Source organism: Streptococcus salivarius (assembly GCF_000785515.1).
Classification (GTDB): Bacteria; Bacillota; Bacilli; order Lactobacillales; family Streptococcaceae; genus Streptococcus; species Streptococcus salivarius.
Map to the genome: position 1 here is coordinate 399065 of NZ_CP009913.1, position 17428 is coordinate 416492.

Consider the following 17428-nt stretch of genomic DNA (forward strand, 5'->3'; position numbering starts at 1 on the left):
TATATGCGGGTGTGGCGGAATTGGCAGACGCACCAGATTTAGGATCTGGCGCTTAACGGCGTGGGGGTTCAAGTCCCTTCACCCGCATTAGAAAAGTTAGCCGGCTTAGCTCAGTTGGTAGAGCATCTGATTTGTAATCAGAGGGTCGCGTGTTCAAGTCATGTAGCCGGCATAAAGATGGTCCGTTGGTCAAGGGGTTAAGACACCGCCTTTTCACGGCGGTAACACGGGTTCGAATCCCGTACGGACTATATTTCGAGTAACTTAGGTTACTCTTTTTATTTTGTTTCTTTTTTTTATATGTTATAATAGCTTATAATACTATTTTGAGGTGAATTTATGTCTAAAGTTTTTGTTTTTGGTCATCAAAACCCTGATTCTGATGCAATCGGATCTTCTTATGGATACGCTTATTTGAAACGTCAACTTGGTGTTGATGCTGAAGCTGTTGCTTTGGGTACTCCTAACGAGGAAACTGCTTTTGTTCTTGATTATTTTGGTGTTGAAGCACCACGAGTGGTTGAGTCTGCTCAATCAGAGGGAGTTAATCAAGTTATCCTTACAGACCATAATGAATTTCAACAATCTATTTCAGATATTAAGGACGTTGAAGTTATTGAGGTAGTCGACCATCACCGTGTTGCTAACTTTGAAACTGCTAATCCGTTAATGATGCGATTGGAACCTGTTGGATCTGCATCTTCAATTGTTTTTCGTATGTTTAAAGAAAACAATGTTGAAGTTCCTAAGGAAGTTGCTGGTTTGCTTTTGTCAGGTTTGATTTCAGATACTCTTCTTCTTAAATCTCCAACTACACATGCTTCAGATCCTGCAGTTGCGGCTGAACTTGCAGAAATTGCTGGTGTTAATCTAGAAGAATATGGTCTTGCTATGCTTAAAGCTGGTACTAATCTTTCTTCAAAATCTGCTGAAGAACTCATTGACATTGATGCAAAAACATTTGAATTGAATGGTAATCAAGTTCGTGTTGCACAAGTTAATACAGTTGATATTTCTGATGTTCTTTCTCGTCAAGCGGAAATTGAAGAAGCTATTAATAACTCAATTAAAAACAATGGTTACTCTGACTTTGTCTTAATGATTACTGATATTCTTAATTCTAATTCAGAAATTCTTGCACTTGGTTCAAATACTGATAAGGTTGAAGCTGCTTTCAATTTTGTTTTAGAAAATAATCATGCTTTCCTTGAAGGAGCTGTTTCTCGTAAGAAACAGGTAGTTCCTCAGTTGACTGAAAGTTTTAATGCGTAAAATTAGGCCAGTAGGCCTTTTTTTAGTACTCTAATTAATGGTATAATACTTTTTATGATAATACAATTTAACCCAAACAAACTATGTAAGCAAGCTTTTTTTATGGAAATAGTGAATTATCTATATCTTAATCAGCCTGTGACCCTGAGAGCAATAAAAAGGCAGTTTCCTTTTCAAAAGAATATCGATAAATTAATTGAGGAGTTTGTAAAAGAAGGCTATATCGAACGATTCGAGAAACGATATCGTTTATTAATTAGTCTTGTGTCGGATCCTTCTAAAATTGTTTTAGACCAGCATTTTTTTATCAATGATGATTCTACTTGTTATTTAGAACTATTAAATCGTAGATTTGTTACTGAGATAAGTAATTCTACTAATGAAGTTGTTATTATTGAACAAACGAGTATTACGAGAGACGATCTTACGATTTCAAATTATTTCTATAAATTAAGAGAAAATCTACCATTATCGGAAGAGCAGAATAGATTATATGATATATTAGGGGATGTTAATCCTGAATATTTTTTGAAACATGTTACGACTTTTCTTTTAAAATACGTAAGGAAGGAATATGCACTTCAAAAAAGGAGGAATATTTTTGTTGATGCTTTAGAATTATTAGGGTATCTTATTCAAGTAGAAGAAGGGCGTTATCTTTTGAATATGGATTTAGATTCCGAAGCATTAGTTTTTAGTGCAAAAAAAGACTAGTATTATTACTAGTCTTTTTTATGACAACTTTAACGATTCCTTAGTTCAAGATAACGTTTGTACCAGATGTTAACATAAGATTGTGAAAATGGCCCCTTACCATTGTTAATCCAATCTACCAAGATTTTAACATGTTCCTTTAAGATATAGTCAATATCAGGAGAGTAATGCATTTCTTTTTTATGTGTTTCATATTCATCTACATCTAGCAATTTTTTTTCACCATCAGCGAAGACTTTGACATCTAGGTCATAGTCAATATATTTTAGTGCTTCTTGGTCCAAAATATATGGACTAGCTAAATTGCAGTAGTAGGAAATGCCGTTATCCCTAATCATGGCTATAATATTAAACCAGTATTTTTTGTGGAAATAAACAATAGCAGGTTCACGTGTTACCCATCGTCTTCCGTCTGCTTCAGTAACGAGGGTGTGGTCGTTAACGCCAATAACAGCATTCTCAGTTGTCTTTAGTACCATAGTATCGCGCCAAGTACGGTGCAAACTACCATCATGCTTATAACTTTGAATTGTGATAAAGTCGCCTTCTTTTGGTAATTTCATGGCGTCCTCTTTCTACAATAAGGGTTATCCCCTTTATTGTATCATAATTTTGTGAAAAGAGGGGGAATACCTATAAATATTCTCTTAGAGCGGATGCTATCGCATCAAAGTCATAACCTTTTCGGGCTAAAGCTTGTGTCAAGCGTTGCTTAAGCTCATAACCGTCGTATTTTTTACTAAATTTTTGATATTGCTTATCAATTTCTTTATAAAGGAGAGCTTGCTCATTTTCTTCATCTGCTTCAAGTTCTAGATGATCGATTGCTAGTTTACTTTCTTGGAATGAAAAACCTTTATTGATAAGGCTTTGAGTTAATTTATCTTTTAGGGCTTTTGATGGTAGTTTTCCCTGATATTTTCGTAACAGTTTTGAAGCTACTTTAATGGCTATTTCTGAGAAATCAAATTGGCTTAAAACATCGTCAATGATTTGTTTGTTACAACCTTTTTGAAGCCATTTTTGCTTCAGCACATAGGCCCCTTTATCACCTGAATTCAGATTTTGTTGAGCTAGACTTTCTAGGAGTTTGTAATCATCAATCCAATGATCTTTTTTTAGATTATCAATAATTTTTGGAATTATATGAGGGTTTATTTCATGTTTAAAAAGGTAATCTTTTACCTCTTTCTCAGTACGTTGTTTAAATGAAATAAAATAGAGAGCTAAGTTTTTACCATGCGAGAACTGAGCAAAGGATTTAATATCCTCTAGTTGATCTTTGTCCAGTATCATTTCTTTAGTCAACATGTATTTAACGATGGTATCTTCTGTAACGTAGAGACTCTCTTTTTTGTCTATCTCAAGGAGATAAAGTCTCTTTTTCTTCTCGATTTTTGTGATTTTCATAGTTATTATTATATCAAAATGTTAGAATGGTAGTATGAATTTACAAGTGAAACAGCGTATCCCGCTTAAGATAAAACGCATGGGAATCAATGGCGAAGGCATTGGATTTTATAAGAAAACTCTAGTTTTTGTACCAGGGGCTTTGAAGGGTGAAGAGGTGTTCTGTCAAGTTGTTTCTGTTAAGAGAAACTTTGTTCAGGCGAAATTATTAAAAATTAATAAACCTTCTAAATTTCGTGTCGAACCTGCATGTAGTATTTATGAAGATTGTGGTGGTTGCCAGTTAATGCATCTTCGTTATGATAAGCAATTAGAGTTTAAAACTGACTTGTTAGGACAAGCCTTGAAGAAGTTTAAACCGGCTAATTTTGAGTCATATGACATTCGTCCAACAATAGGGATGGAGCAACCACAACATTACCGAGCTAAACTACAATTTCAAACCCGTTCTTTTGGTGGCTCAGTTAAATCTGGCTTATTTGCGGAAGGGAGTCATCGCCTCATTAATATTGATGATTGCCTAGTTCAGGATGAGCTAACTCAAGCCATTATGAATAAGGTGACAAATTTGTTAGATAAATACAAGTTACCAATTTATAATGAGCGCAAAATTGCTGGAATTCGTACAGTTATGATACGACGTGCTTTGGGTTCAAATCAGGTCCAGTTGATTTTTGTGACCTCTAAATCAGTTTCTTTAACTAAATTAGTTAAGGAATTGACGGAAAGTTTTCCAGAAATCGTAACAATTGCTGTCAATTATAATTATTCGAAATCCAGTGAGATTTATGGTCAAGAGACGGAAATTCTTTGGGGACAAGACACTATTCAAGAAGAGGTACTGGACTATAACTTTGCTCTCTCTCCTCGTGCATTTTACCAGTTGAATCCTCAACAAACAGAGGTACTCTATGGTCAGGCCGTTGAAGCTTTGGATGTGGATAAGGCAGAACATCTTATTGATGCCTATTGTGGGGTTGGTACTATTGGACTTGCTTTTGCAAATAAGGTAAAGAGTATTCGAGGTATGGATATTATTCCAGAGGCTATTGAGGATGCTAGAAAGAATGCTAAATCACTTGGGTTGGAGAATGCTCACTATGAGGTGGGTAAGGCTGAGGATATCATTCCTCGTTGGTACAAGGAAGGCTATCGAGCAGATGCTCTTATTGTGGATCCACCTAGAACTGGTTTAGATGATAAGCTACTTAAAACGATACTGGCCTACACTCCTGAAAAAATGGTTTATGTTTCATGTAATGTATCTACTTTGGCTAGAGACCTAGTTTCTTTGGCTAAAGTTTATGATGTTAATTATATTCAGTCAGTAGACATGTTTCCTCATACAGCTCGAACAGAAGCAGTTGTGAAGCTGACTAAGAAAATGTGATAAAACCTAACATAAAAAACAAGAAATTTTCCAAATTGTTGGAAAATTTCTTTATTTTTCTGAAAAATAGGAGTATAATAGGCTTATCGATTTTTTAAAGGAGGAGCGTATGAAAAAGAGCTTCATTCATCAACAAGAGGAAATTTCTTTTGTGAAGAATACTTTTACACAGTATTTGATTGATAAACTTGACGTCGTTGAAGTGCAAGGACCTATTTTGAGTAAGGTCGGGGATGGTATGCAGGATAATTTGAGCGGTATTGAAAATCCTGTAACTGTTAATGTGCTTCAGATTCCTGACGCAACATACGAAGTTGTTCACTCATTAGCAAAATGGAAACGCCATACTTTGGCTCGTTTTGGTTTCAATGAAGGTGAAGGGCTCGTGGTTAATATGAAGGCTCTTCGTCCAGATGAAGATTCATTGGATGCAACGCACTCTGTTTACGTTGACCAATGGGACTGGGAAAAAGTTATTCCTGACGGACATCGTAATATCGCTTACTTGAAAGAAACTGTTGAAACCATTTATAAGGTTATTCGTTTGACTGAGCTAGCAGTTGAAGCACGTTACGATATTGAAGCTATTTTACCTAAGAAAATTACCTTCATCCATTCAGAAGAACTTGTTGAGAAGTACCCTGATTTGACACCAAAAGAGCGTGAAGATGCTATTACTAAGGAATATGGTGCTGTATTCTTGATTGGTATCGGTGGTGTTCTTCCTGATGGAAAACCACATGATGGTCGTGCACCTGACTATGATGACTGGACAACTGAGTCTGAGAATGGTTACCATGGTTTGAATGGGGATATCTTGGTTTGGAATGAACAATTAGGACATGCCTTTGAATTGTCATCAATGGGTATTCGTGTTGATGAAGATGCCCTTAAACGTCAGGTTGAAATTACTGGCGACCAAGATCGTTTGAAATTGGATTGGCACCAAGCTTTGTTACATGGCCTTTTCCCACTAACAATTGGTGGAGGTATTGGTCAATCACGTATGGCTATGTTCTTGCTTCGTAAGAAACATATTGGTGAGGTTCAAACTTCAGTTTGGCCAGATGCCGTTCGTGAAACTTACGAAAACATCTTGTAAAAAAAGCACTAACGAAAGTTAGTGTTTTTTGGTTTGCAATAGCTATGCATAATTGATTAATGAATTGGCTATTGGAGTAGATATGATAAGAGCTGGCTTAGTTTTTCTCATAAAGAAAAAACCTTTCCCCTGAAGGAGATAGGTTTTTAGATTAGTCGTCACTACGGAAAAAGGCATCATAAAGAGCTCTGACGGCTGCTTTTTCTTGCTCAGTTTCAATTACAAACATAACAGAAACCTCACTAGAACCTTGAGAAATCATTTCTAGGTTAATATGTTTTTCAGAGAGCGCTTTAGCTGCTGTCGCTGTAACACCGATGTGGTCTTTCATATTTTCACCAACAATCATGAGAATTGAAAGGCCATGTTCAATTTCAACTTCATCAACACCGAGTTCACGAGTCAAGTATGAAAGGATTTCTTGTTCTTTGATTGGGGTAAGTTCACGTTCTCGAATAATGATTGAAAGATCATCGATTCCAGAAGGCATGTGTTCCCAACGGATGTTTAAATCTTCCAAGATTTGAAGCACCTTACGTCCAAAACCGACCTCACGGTTCATAAGGTATTTGCTCATATTAATACTTACAAATTTGTCATCACTAGCAATACCAACGACAGGAACTGTTGCACCCTTGTGCTCAAGAATAATACGAGTACCAGGATGAGATGGGTTATTTGTGTTTTTAATAACGAGTGGAATCTTACCACGATAGGCAGGGAGGAGGGCTTCATCATGAAGTACAGAGAAGCCAGCATAAGCCAATTCACGCATTTCTTTGTAAGTCAACTCTGGAATTGAATGTGGTTCATGGACAACCCCAGGATGGGCTGCGAAAATACCATCTACATCCGTAAAGTTTTCGTATAAATCAGCTTTCACACCCGCTGCAACGATAGATCCTGTGATATCAGAGCCTCCACGCGAGAAAGTACAAATTTGATTATCAGGGGTAACACCAAAGAAACCAGGGATTACAAGAACCTCATCTGATTCACGAAGCTCCTCCAACTTGTCATAGGCTCCTGGAAGGATACGAGCATTCCCAGGTTCGCTTGAGACAAAAATACCAGCTTGGCGAGGGTGAACGTAACGTGCTTCAATACCGTTATTACGGAAATATTCTGCGATTAATTTTGCGTTATTATCTTCCCCTGCAGCTAGGAAAGTATCATAAAGGAAATCATTGTCTTCAATAGGAAGAGTGGCAAGATCGTTGATAGATTTAGCAATCTTCGCCATTTCTGTTGATTTGAAGCCTAGCTCATCGACCATAGCTTGATAGCGGTTAATAATCCATTCTTGGTCAGCTTTGACATCAGCACCTTTTGTGTAGTGTTTATAGTATTTAATCAAGGCGTCTGTGACTTTGGTATCTTCATCGTTACGTTTACCTGGGGCAGAGACAACGACAAAGCGACGTTCAGGGTCAGATTTTACAATGTTTAAGACTTTTTCTAATTGTGTGGCTGAAGCAAGCGAGCTTCCACCGAATTTGATGACTTTCATAGTTACTCCAAAAATTTTAAATTACTCTACAATTATAGCAAAATTCTGACAATTTGTCACATTGTTTTTAAAAGCGAGTAAGATTTAGAATGATTATGGTACAATAAAGTAAGAAAGAGGAGGATATCCCGTGGTAGAGGCAATTATTTTTGATATGGATGGTGTCCTTTTTGACACTGAAAAATATTATTATGATCGACGTGCAAGTTTCTTAGCTCAAAAGGGAATTTCAATCGACCATTTACCCCCGTCTTTCTTTATAGGTGGAAATACTAAGCAAGTTTGGGAAAATATTCTCAGAGATGACTATGATAACTGGGATGTGCCAACTTTACAAGAAGAGTATAATGCCTATAAACAAGACAACCCCTTACCCTACAAAGAATTAATCTTTCCTGATGTTTTGAAAGTCTTGAATGAAGTGAAATCTCGAGGGCTGAAAATAGGTTTGGCTTCTAGCTCAGTGAAGGCAGATATCCTTAGAGCTTTGGAGGAAAATCATTTGGATGGTTTCTTTGATGTGGTTCTTTCAGGAGAAGAATTTAAAGAGAGTAAACCCAATCCAGAGATTTATCTGACAGCATTGAAGCATTTGAACGTGGAAGCAAATCAGGCTTTGATTATCGAAGATAGCGAAAAGGGGATTGCTGCTGGCGTTGCTGCTGGCGTTGAGGTCTGGGCCATAAAAGATAATCGTTTTGGCATGGATCAGGGAGCAGCCAAAGGTTTGTTGGATAACCTCATAGATGTTTTGGACTTATTGGAGTAACAGAGACACCGAGTTGTAGAGCTCGGTGTTTTGATATATCAAATTAAAAAACTCTAAGTTTCTGTTGACCTTTAGGTGGACTATGGTATACTAGAAAATAATGATGAATGATTTGATAATCAAATTATCTATTCATCAAATAAAATTGTATAAAAACATAAAGAACATGCGGTTTTCATATAGGAACTAGTTATCGGAGGAATGTAAAAAATGGCTTACGAAACAATTCTTTATAGTGTTGAAGAGGGAGTAGCAACTTTGACACTTAATCGTCCAGAAGTGCAAAATGGATTTAATATTCCAGTTTGTGATGAAATTATGGCTGCAATTGAAGAAGCTAATCAAGATGCGTCAGTAAAATTCTTGGTAATCAATGCTAATGGGAAAGTCTTTTCTGTTGGTGGAGACCTTGATCAAATGCAAAAAGCGGTTGCTGTAGATGATGTGCAGTCTTTGGTTCGTATTGCTGAGCAGGTAAATGAAATTTCATTTGCTCTTAAAAAATTGCCTAAGCCAGTTATTATGGTTGTTGATGGACCTTGTGCTGGTGCTGCAGCTAACTTAGCTGTTGCAGCAGACTTTACCATTGCATCTGATAAGGCTAAATTCATCCAAGCTTTTGTAGGTGTTGGTTTGGCACCTGACGCTGGAGGTCTTTACCTTTTGACACGTTCAATTGGTATCAACCGTGCGACTCAAATTACCATGACAGGAGAGCCAGTATCAGCTGAAAAAGCCTTGGACTGGGGAATTGCCTATAAGGTTGTCGAATCAGAAAAACTTGAAAAAACAGTTAGTCAGCTGATTAAAAAATTGAACCGTTCTTCAGTGAACTCCTTCAAAGCTATTAAAGAAATGGTTTGGGAATCTGAATTTGCAGGATGGGAAAATTATGCTAAGTTGGAACTTGACTTGCAAAAATCTCTTGCCTTTACAGAGGACTTCAAGGAAGGGGTTCGTGCTTATAGTGAGCGACGTCGACCTAAATTCCAAGGGAAATAACCACATTTTCTAAAAGAAAAACTAAAGTTTTTTAATCGGGCTTGCGAATTTAGTTTGAGTCTGATATAATTTGAAAGTCAAAGTTTTATTGAAAGGAGTCTGGTGTGAATTACGACAAAATTGATGGCTATCTTGTTGATATTTTTAATAACGTAGTTATTATCGAAGAAGCAAGTTTGAAGAATTCAAAGTTTAACGATGTTTCCCTCAAGGAAATGCATACCATTGATGTGATCGGTACACATCCAGATACGACACCAAGTGCAGTAGCTAAAGAACTCATGCTAACGCTTGGTACTGTAATAACTTCTCTCAATAAACTTGAAAAGAAAGGTTATATTGTCCGTACGCGTTCATCAGTTGACCGTCGTGTGGTCCATCTATCGCTTTCTAAAAAGGGTCGTTTGGTATATCGTCTTCACCGTCGTTTTCATAAATCAATGGTGATGAGGATTACAGAAGGCTTTAACGACGAGGAATTGAAGGTTATGAGCAAGGGATTGGAAAATCTCCACGCCTTTCTTGAGGAGTTGAAATAATGGCATTTGCAAAAATTAGTCAGGTTGCCCATTATGCACCTGCTCAGGTCGTGACTAATGATGACCTATCAAAAATCATGGATACTAGCGACGAGTGGATTCGCTCACGCACAGGTATTCAGGAACGTCGCATCTCATTGAATGAGAACACGAGTGATTTAGCCACCAATGTTGCTCATCAGCTATTAGAAAAATCAGGATTATCGCCAGTGGAGCTAGACTTTGTTTTAGTTGCAACGATTTCTCCGGATAGCTCTATGCCGTCAGTAGCGGCTCGAGTTCAAGGAGCAATCGGTGCAGTCAATGCTTTTGCTTTTGACATTACTGCAGCATGTAGTGGTTTCGTCTTTGCCTTGGCAACAGCAGAAAAATTGATTAAGTCAGGTGTCTACAAAAAAGGTCTAGTTATTGGTGCGGAAGTCCTTTCTAAAACTTTAGACTGGTCTGACCGTACAACAGCTGTCCTCTTTGGAGATGGTGCTGGCGGAGTCCTCCTGGAAGAAACTGAAGAAGAACATTTCTTCGGAGAATCTTTGAATACCGATGGTAGCAAGGGTGGTCTTGAGTCAGGAGCCTCTGCAGTTATCTCGCCTTATTCAGATGAGTCTGATCAGCCTAATCCCTATATGCAAATGGATGGGAAAGCGATCTTTGATTTTGCCGTTAAGACAGTTTCAAAGAGCATTAAGGCCTTGGTTGAAGAAAAAGGTGAACCTGATTACTTCCTGCTTCATCAAGCTAACATTCGTATTTTGGATATTATGGCTAAGAAAATCGATGTCAGTCGTGATAAATTCTTGGCAAACATGATGTCTTACGGTAATACCAGTGCGGCAAGTATCCCAATTTTGCTTTCTGAAAACGTGGCAAATGGGACCTTAAAATTAGACAGCGGTCAAACAATTCTTTTATCAGGTTTTGGTGGGGGTTTGACATGGGGCAGTCTTATTGTTAAAATCTAGTTATATAAATTATGCACCAGCATAGATTATAAGAAATATATTTATCTTAAAGGAGAAATTAAAATGGCAGTATTTGAAAAAGTACAAGAAATCATCGTTGAAGAACTTGGGAAAGACGCAGAAGAAGTAAAAGTAGAAACTACTTTTGACGAACTTGATGCTGACTCACTTGATGTATTCCAAGTTATCTCAGAAATCGAAGATGAATTCGATATCCAAATCGAAACTGAAGAAGGTCTTAACACTGTTGGTGACCTTGTTGCTTACGTAGAAGAAAAAACTAAATAAGCAGGGCATAGAGAATATTCTTATTTGGGATATTCTCCTTTGTTTATACAATTACTTTGATTATTAAACTATTTATTTGATTAGAAAATCGAAAAAAAGGTGAAAAATGAAATCTCGTATTACAGAACTGTTAGGAATTAAATATCCAATCTTCCAAGGTGGTATGGCTTGGGTCGCTGATGGTGATCTAGCAGGTGCCGTTTCAAATGCTGGTGGACTCGGAATTATTGGTGGTGGTAATGCCCCTAAAGAAGTGGTAAAAGCTAATATCGATAGAGTGAAACAAATCACTGACAAACCATTCGGTGTTAATATCATGCTTTTGTCACCATTTGCAGATGACATCGTTGACCTCGTTATCGAAGAGGGTGTTAAGGTTGTTACAACAGGTGCTGGAAACCCAGGTAAATACATGGAACGCTTCCACGAAGCAGGTATCACAGTTATTCCAGTTATTCCATCAGTTGCACTTGCTAAGCGTATGGAAAAACTTGGTGCTGATGCTGTTGTCGCAGAAGGTATGGAAGCTGGTGGTCACATCGGTAAATTGACAACTATGGCTCTTGTTCGCCAGGTTGCGGATGCGGTATCTATCCCAGTTATTGGTGCTGGTGGTGTTGCTGATGGACGTGGTATGGCTGCTGTTCTTATGCTTGGAGCAGAAGCTGTTCAGTTTGGTACGCGTTTCGCTGTTGCTAAGGAATCTAATGCTCACCAAAACTTCAAAGATAAGATTTTGAAGGCTAAAGATATCGATACTGTTATTTCAGCTTCTGTTGTTGGACACCCAGTTCGTGCGATTAAGAATAAATTGGCTACAGAATATAACCAAGCTGAAAAAGATTTCTTGGCTGGTAAGAAAACTCAAGAGGAAATTGAAGAACTTGGTGCAGGTGCCCTTCGTAACGCGGTAGTTGATGGAGATGTGGAATATGGTTCAGTCATGGCTGGACAAATTGCAGGTCTTGTTCGTAAAGAAGAAACGTGTGCAGAAATCTTGGAAGACCTTTACACAGGTGCTGCCAAGGTGATTAAAGAAGAAGCTGCTCGTTGGGCAGATGTAAACGTCTAAAAAAACGTCGAAAGGATTAGGATAGTGACAAAACGTGCGTTCTTATTTGCTGGTCAAGGGGCTCAGAAATTGGGCATGGCGAGCGATTTGTATGCGGCTTATCCCGTTGTCAAAGAGACATTTGATACGGCTAGTCGTATTCTAGGTTATGATTTGCGTGAATTGATTGATTCTAACGAAGAAAAACTTAATCAGACACGCTATACTCAACCAGCTATTTTGACAACGTCAGTAGCCATTTATCGTCTCTTGGCAGAAAATGGTATCACTCCTGATATTGTTGCCGGCCTCTCTTTGGGTGAATATTCTGCCCTAGTTGCGGCTGGAGCACTCTCATTTGAGGATGCGGTAGCCTTGGTTGCTAAACGTGGAGAATTCATGGAAACAGCGGCTCCTGCTGGAAGTGGGAAAATGGTTGCAGTCATGAATACAGATCCAAGTTTGATTGAAGAAATCTGTCAAAAAGCATCTGAAAAGGGTGTAGTAACGCCTGCTAACTATAATACTCCAGCACAAATTGTTATTGGTGGTGAAGTTGAGGCTGTTGATTATGCTGTGGAATTGCTTAAAGAAGCTGGTGCTAAACGTCTGATTCCTCTTAATGTTTCAGGACCGTTCCATACAGCTTTACTTGAATCAGCTAGTCAAAAATTGGCAGCAGAACTTGAGAAAGTGTCATTCACTGACTTTAAGCTTCCTTTGGTAGGTAATACTGAAGCTCAAATCATGAAGTCAGAAGATGTTAAGGCACTTTTGGCTCGTCAGGTGATGGAACCTGTACGTTTTTACGATTCAATCGCGACTATTCAAGAATTTGGTGTAGATGAAGTGATTGAGATTGGTCCAGGTAAGGTCTTGTCAGGTTTCTTGAAGAAGATTGACAAAACTCTTCCGACTCATAATGTTGAAGATCAAGCTAGTCTTGATGCCCTTCTTAATGCTTAAAACGAGGTAAACATGGAACTTAAGAATAAAAATGTTTTTGTAACAGGTTCAACACGTGGAATTGGATTAGCTGTGGCACATAAGTTTGCTAGTCTTGGTGCCAACGTTGTCCTAAATGGACGTTCTGAAATTTCTGAGGACTTGCTTGCACAGTTTGCAGACTATGGTGTAACTGTTGTTGGTATCTCAGGTGATATTTCTAATGGCGAAGATGCTAAACGTATGGTTGCGGAAGCTATTGAAAAGCTTGGTAGTGTTGACGTGCTAGTTAATAATGCTGGTATCACTAACGATAAGTTGATGTTGAAGATGACTGAAGAAGATTTTGAACGTGTCTTGAAAATCAACTTGACTGGTGCCTTCAATATGACACAAGCTGTCTTGAAACCAATGTCTAAGGCGCGTCAAGGTGCCATCATCAATATGTCATCTGTTGTAGGTCTTATGGGGAATATTGGTCAAGCTAACTATGCAGCTTCAAAAGCTGGTTTGATTGGTTTCACTAAATCAGTAGCGCGTGAAGTTGCGGCCCGTGGTGTCCGTGTCAATGCTATCGCTCCTGGTTTCATTGAATCAGATATGACTGACGCTATTCCAGAGAAAATGAAAGATGCTATGATTGCTCAAGTACCAATGAAACGTATTGGTCAAGCAGAAGAAGTGGCAGAAGTTGCAGCATTCTTGGCTAGTCAAGAATATCTCACAGGTCAAACCATCGCTATTGATGGTGGTATGACCATGCAATAATTGATTTTCAATATCAAAAATCATTTACTAGAATATCCATCCGACAAAAGGAGAATATATATGTCTACAAATCGTGTTGTTGTTACAGGTTACGGCGTGACCTCACCAATCGGTAATACACCAGAAGAATTTTGGAACAGTCTTCATGACGGTAAAATTGGTATTAAGCCAATTACTAAGTTTGATGCTTCTGAAATTCCAGTCTTTAACGCTGGTGAAATCCAAGATTTCCCGTTCGATAAATACTTTGTGAAAAAAGATACTAATCGTATGGACACTTACTCACTTTATGCGATTTATGCTGCTATGGAAGCTCTTGAAACTTCAGGACTTAACATGGAAGAAGAAGATCGTGATCGTGTTGGTGTTATCGTGTCATCTGGTATCGGTGGTCTCCAAGAACTTGAAGATCAAATCATTCGTATGCACGAACGTGGTATGAAACGTATCAAACCAATGTTTATCCCTAAAGCACTCTCAAACATGGGTGCTGGTAACATTGCTCTTAAAATTGGTGCTCAAGGGGTATGTAAATCCGTGACAACTGCTTGTGCCTCTGCCAATGATGCAATCGGTGAGGCCTTCCGTGAAATTAAATTCGGTTTGCATGATGTTGTCTTGGCTGGTGGTGCTGAAGCTTCAATCACTAAGATTGGTATCGGTGGTTTCAATGCTCTTACAGCACTTTCAACAACAGAGGATCCAGAACGTTCATCAATTCCATTTGATAAAGACCGTAATGGTTTTGTTATGGGTGAAGGTGCAGGGGTTCTCGTTATCGAAAGCTTGGAACATGCTCAAAAACGTGGTGCTAACATCTTGGCTGAGATTGTTGGTTACGGATCAAACTGTGATGCCTACCACATGACAACACCAACTCCAGACGGTTCTGGTGCTGCTAAAGCAATTAAATTGGCTATCAATGAAGCTGGTATCAAACCTGAAGATGTTGATTATGTTAATGCTCACGGGACATCAACACCTGCCAATGAAAAAGGTGAAAGTGGTGCCATTGTTTCTGTACTTGGTAAAGATGTTCCAGTTTCATCTACTAAATCATTTACAGGTCACTTGCTAGGTGCTGCTGGTGCGGTTGAAGCTATTGCAACAATCGAAGCTATTCGTCATAGTTATGTACCGAAAACTGCTGGTACAAAAGAATTGTCTGACTACATCGAAGCTAATGTTGTTTATGGTGAAGGTCAAGAAGCTGATATTGAGTACGCAATTTCAAATACTTTCGGTTTTGGTGGACACAATGCTGTTCTTGCCTTTAAACGTTGGGAGGCTTAATTCATGAATATTTCTGAAATCAAAGATTTGTTGGCTCAATTTGATGCATCAACTTTGCGTGAATTTTCATACAAAAACAATGGTGAAGAATTGAACTTGAGCAAAAATCAAACAAGTTCAGTAACAGCTGCCCCAGTAGCTCCTACAGTTGAAGTAGTTGCGCCAGCTCCCCAGGCTCCGGTTGCTCCAGTAGCAGCACCTGCTGCTGTTGAAACTCCAGCAACACCAGTTGAAGAAGCTTCTGCACCACCTCAAGCTGCTGAAGGAGAAGTGGTTGAAAGTCCACTTGTCGGTGTGGCTTACTTGTCTCCATCACCTGAAAAACCAGCCTTTGTTTCTGTTGGAGACACTGTTAAGAAAGGTCAAACTCTTCTTATCGTTGAAGCGATGAAGGTTATGAATGAAGTGCCAGCACCTAAAGATGGTGTTATTACTGAAATCTTGGTAGCAAATGAAGAAGTTGTTGACTACGGAAAAGGATTGGTACGCATCAAATGACAATTGATATTAATGCTATTCGTGAAGCTTTACCACACCGTTATCCAATGCTTTTGGTTGACCGTGTGCTAGAAGTTTCAGAAGACGAAATCACAGCTATTAAAAATGTAACGATCAATGAACCTTTCTTTAATGGACATTTTCCTCAATACCCAGTTATGCCTGGCGTTCTTATCATGGAAGCTCTTGCGCAAACAGCTGGTGTTCTTGAATTGTCTAAACCTGAAAATAAGGGCAAATTAGTCTTTTACGCAGGTATGGATAAGGTTAAATTTAAAAAACAAGTGGTTCCTGGTGACCAACTTGTTATGACAGCTAAGTTTGTTAAGCGTCGTGGAACAATTGCTGTTGTTGAAGCTAAGGCTGAAGTCGATGGTAAACTTGCTGCATCAGGTACTTTGACTTTTGCTATTGGAAGCTAATGTTTTGTGAAAATCCTTCTGGCGACAGTCGGAAAGGATTTTTCTTTAGACATTGGTCTATCACATAGAAAGGAAATCAACACAGACTATCAAAAAATGTCTGATGTTATCTTGTTTTATGTTTAAAAAATTATTGATTGCCAATCGTGGTGAAATTGCAGTGCGTATTATCCGTGCAGCGCGTGAATTGGGTATCCAAACGGTTGCTATTTATTCTGAAGCAGATAAGGATTCTCTCCATACTATGCTTGCTGATGAAGCTATTTGTATCGGGCCTGCAAAATCAACGGATTCTTATTTAAATATGAATCGTGTCCTATCAGCTGCTATTGTGACTGAGGCTCAAGCTATTCACCCAGGGTTTGGTTTCTTGAGTGAAAACTCTAAATTTGCCACTCTCTGTGAAGAAATGAACATCAAGTTTATTGGTCCTTCAGGCGAAGTCATGGACAAGATGGGTGACAAAATCAATGCCCGTGCTGAAATGATTAAGGCTAATGTCCCTGTAATTCCTGGTTCAGATGGTGAAGTCTTTACAGCTGAGGAGGCTTTGGAAGTTGCCAACCGTCTTGGTTACCCAGTGATGCTTAAGGCTTCTGCCGGTGGTGGCGGTAAGGGGATTCGTAAGGTTAACACTGAAGAAGAGTTAGCTCCAGCTTTCGAATCTGCGTCACAAGAAGCTAAAGCAGCCTTTGGTAATGGGGCGATGTATATTGAAAAAGTTATTTACCCAGCTCGTCATATCGAGGTTCAAATTTTGGGAGATAGCTACGGTAACATTGTTCACCTAGGTGAGCGTGATTGCTCTCTTCAACGTAATAACCAAAAGGTCTTGGAAGAATCACCTTCAGTTGCTATTGGTAAGACTCTTCGTCACGAAATTGGTTCTGCAGCTGTCCGTGCCGCTAAGGCTGTAAATTATGAAAATGCGGGTACTATCGAGTTCCTTCTTGATGAAAAAACAGGTCAGTTCTATTTCATGGAAATGAATACCCGTGTTCAAGTTGAGCACCCAGTTACAGAATTTGTAAGTGGTGTGGATATTGTTAAAGAACAAATCCGTATTGCCGCAGGTGAAAAACTCTCTGTGACCCAAGATGATATTGAAATCAAGGGACATGCTATTGAGTGTCGTATCAATGCAGAAAATCCTAAGTTCAACTTTGCACCTAGTCCAGGGAAAATTAGCAATCTCTACCTACCTAGTGGTGGTGTTGGTCTTCGTGTAGACAGTGCAGTCTATCCTGGCTATACTATTCCACCTTACTATGATTCAATGATTGCTAAAATCATTGTTCATGGAGAAAATCGATTTGAGGCACTCATGAAGATGCAACGTGCCCTTTACGAGCTCGAAATCGATGGTGTTGTGACTAATGCTGACTTCCAGTTGGATTTGATTTCGGATCGTAGCGTTATCGCTGGGGATTATGATACTTCCTTCTTGATGGAGACCTTCCTACCAGATTATCAGAATCGTGAGGAATAAAGTT

At 38.7% G+C, this 17428-nt stretch carries 19 protein-coding genes and 3 tRNA genes; 19 read left to right on the forward strand and 3 right to left on the reverse strand.

Features of this window, described 5'->3' with window-relative positions; genetic code table 11:
- Nucleotides 1-5 precede the first annotated feature (5 nt).
- The 5 genes from SSAL8618_RS02050 to SSAL8618_RS02070 all read left to right on the forward strand — a co-directional run bounded on the left by SSAL8618_RS02050 (nucleotide 6) and on the right by SSAL8618_RS02070 (nucleotide 1986).
- Nucleotides 6-87: transfer RNA gene (locus tag SSAL8618_RS02050), tRNA-Leu, on the forward strand.
- A 12-nt stretch (nucleotides 88-99) separates the two neighbouring features.
- A tRNA-Thr gene (locus SSAL8618_RS02055) sits at nucleotides 100-172 on the forward strand.
- 7 nt (nucleotides 173-179) lie between these two features.
- Nucleotides 180-251 (forward strand) — tRNA-Glu (locus SSAL8618_RS02060).
- Between the two features lie 88 nt (nucleotides 252-339).
- Nucleotides 340-1272 carry a manganese-dependent inorganic pyrophosphatase gene (locus SSAL8618_RS02065; RefSeq protein ID WP_014633932.1) on the forward strand — a complete coding sequence of 311 codons (933 nt, stop codon included), beginning with the start codon at nucleotides 340-342 and terminating at the stop codon, nucleotides 1270-1272.
- A gap of 54 nt (nucleotides 1273-1326) precedes the next feature.
- A complete protein-coding gene (locus SSAL8618_RS02070; protein WP_038675343.1) occupies nucleotides 1327-1986 on the forward strand; it encodes a DUF1803 domain-containing protein in 660 nt (219 codons plus the stop codon).
- 29 nt (nucleotides 1987-2015) lie between these two features.
- Here SSAL8618_RS02070 and ntdP read toward each other — a convergent pair whose 3' ends face one another.
- Together ntdP and recX are read right to left on the reverse strand one after the other, a co-directional pair.
- Complete coding sequence (ntdP, locus tag SSAL8618_RS02075) at nucleotides 2016-2549, reverse strand: nucleoside tri-diphosphate phosphatase (protein ID WP_002886644.1); 534 nt, start codon at nucleotides 2547-2549, stop codon at nucleotides 2016-2018.
- A gap of 70 nt (nucleotides 2550-2619) precedes the next feature.
- On the reverse strand, nucleotides 2620-3396 hold the full coding sequence (gene recX / locus SSAL8618_RS02080) for a recombination regulator RecX (protein ID WP_021144654.1): 777 nt from the start codon (nucleotides 3394-3396) through the stop codon (nucleotides 2620-2622).
- A 34-nt stretch (nucleotides 3397-3430) separates the two neighbouring features.
- On the opposite strand from recX, the gene rlmD reads away from it, so the two are divergent.
- Nucleotides 3431-4786: a 23S rRNA (uracil(1939)-C(5))-methyltransferase RlmD gene (gene rlmD, locus SSAL8618_RS02085; protein ID WP_038675345.1), complete on the forward strand. Its 1356-nt coding sequence runs from the start codon at nucleotides 3431-3433 to the stop codon at nucleotides 4784-4786.
- Nucleotides 4787-4895: 109 nt separating this feature from the next.
- Nucleotides 4896-5888, forward strand: coding sequence for an aspartate--ammonia ligase (gene asnA / locus SSAL8618_RS02090; RefSeq protein WP_013990097.1), 993 nt, complete (start codon nucleotides 4896-4898; stop codon nucleotides 5886-5888).
- 151 nt (nucleotides 5889-6039) lie between these two features.
- On the opposite strand, the gene SSAL8618_RS02095 is transcribed toward asnA, so the two are convergent.
- Nucleotides 6040-7398, reverse strand: a complete 1359-nt coding sequence (locus SSAL8618_RS02095; RefSeq protein ID WP_038675348.1) for an aspartate kinase — start codon at nucleotides 7396-7398, stop codon at nucleotides 6040-6042.
- Nucleotides 7399-7528: 130 nt separating this feature from the next.
- On the opposite strand from SSAL8618_RS02095, the gene SSAL8618_RS02100 reads away from it, so the two are divergent.
- The 12 genes from SSAL8618_RS02100 (at nucleotide 7529) to SSAL8618_RS02155 (ending at nucleotide 17424) form a co-directional block, all read left to right on the forward strand.
- On the forward strand, nucleotides 7529-8167 hold the full coding sequence (locus SSAL8618_RS02100) for an HAD family hydrolase (RefSeq protein ID WP_022495986.1): 639 nt from the start codon (nucleotides 7529-7531) through the stop codon (nucleotides 8165-8167).
- A 210-nt stretch (nucleotides 8168-8377) separates the two neighbouring features.
- A complete protein-coding gene (locus SSAL8618_RS02105) occupies nucleotides 8378-9169 on the forward strand; it encodes an enoyl-CoA hydratase (protein ID WP_002885566.1) in 792 nt (263 codons plus the stop codon).
- Nucleotides 9170-9273: 104 nt separating this feature from the next.
- A complete protein-coding gene (fabT, locus tag SSAL8618_RS02110; protein WP_038675350.1) occupies nucleotides 9274-9708 on the forward strand; it encodes a fatty acid biosynthesis transcriptional regulator FabT in 435 nt (144 codons plus the stop codon).
- A complete protein-coding gene (locus tag SSAL8618_RS02115) occupies nucleotides 9708-10670 on the forward strand; it encodes a beta-ketoacyl-ACP synthase III (protein ID WP_038675351.1) in 963 nt (320 codons plus the stop codon). Before fabT ends, SSAL8618_RS02115 begins: the two co-directional genes overlap by 1 nt.
- Nucleotides 10671-10733: 63 nt before the next feature.
- On the forward strand, nucleotides 10734-10958 hold the full coding sequence (locus SSAL8618_RS02120) for an acyl carrier protein (RefSeq protein WP_002885495.1): 225 nt from the start codon (nucleotides 10734-10736) through the stop codon (nucleotides 10956-10958).
- A 106-nt stretch (nucleotides 10959-11064) separates the two neighbouring features.
- Nucleotides 11065-12030 (forward strand): enoyl-[acyl-carrier-protein] reductase FabK, encoded by a 966-nt coding sequence (gene fabK, locus SSAL8618_RS02125; protein WP_038675353.1) that lies wholly within the window; start codon nucleotides 11065-11067, stop codon nucleotides 12028-12030.
- Nucleotides 12031-12054: 24 nt separating this feature from the next.
- Nucleotides 12055-12975, forward strand: coding sequence for an ACP S-malonyltransferase (gene fabD, locus SSAL8618_RS02130; RefSeq protein ID WP_022495983.1), 921 nt, complete (start codon nucleotides 12055-12057; stop codon nucleotides 12973-12975).
- A gap of 12 nt (nucleotides 12976-12987) precedes the next feature.
- Complete coding sequence (gene fabG / locus SSAL8618_RS02135) at nucleotides 12988-13722, forward strand: 3-oxoacyl-[acyl-carrier-protein] reductase (protein ID WP_002885572.1); 735 nt, start codon at nucleotides 12988-12990, stop codon at nucleotides 13720-13722.
- A 60-nt stretch (nucleotides 13723-13782) separates the two neighbouring features.
- The gene (gene fabF / locus SSAL8618_RS02140) at nucleotides 13783-15015 is read left to right on the forward strand and encodes a beta-ketoacyl-ACP synthase II (RefSeq protein ID WP_022495982.1); all 1233 of its coding nucleotides are present in this window, start codon (nucleotides 13783-13785) and stop codon (nucleotides 15013-15015) included.
- Between the two features lie 3 nt (nucleotides 15016-15018).
- Nucleotides 15019-15513 carry an acetyl-CoA carboxylase biotin carboxyl carrier protein gene (gene accB, locus SSAL8618_RS02145; RefSeq protein WP_022495981.1) on the forward strand — a complete coding sequence of 165 codons (495 nt, stop codon included), beginning with the start codon at nucleotides 15019-15021 and terminating at the stop codon, nucleotides 15511-15513.
- Nucleotides 15510-15935, forward strand: coding sequence for a 3-hydroxyacyl-ACP dehydratase FabZ (gene fabZ / locus SSAL8618_RS02150; RefSeq protein WP_002885470.1), 426 nt, complete (start codon nucleotides 15510-15512; stop codon nucleotides 15933-15935). The genes accB and fabZ overlap by 4 nt, the downstream gene beginning before the upstream one ends.
- A gap of 118 nt (nucleotides 15936-16053) precedes the next feature.
- A complete protein-coding gene (locus tag SSAL8618_RS02155; protein ID WP_002885488.1) occupies nucleotides 16054-17424 on the forward strand; it encodes an acetyl-CoA carboxylase biotin carboxylase subunit in 1371 nt (456 codons plus the stop codon).
- The last annotated feature ends 4 nt before the right edge of the window (nucleotides 17425-17428 follow it).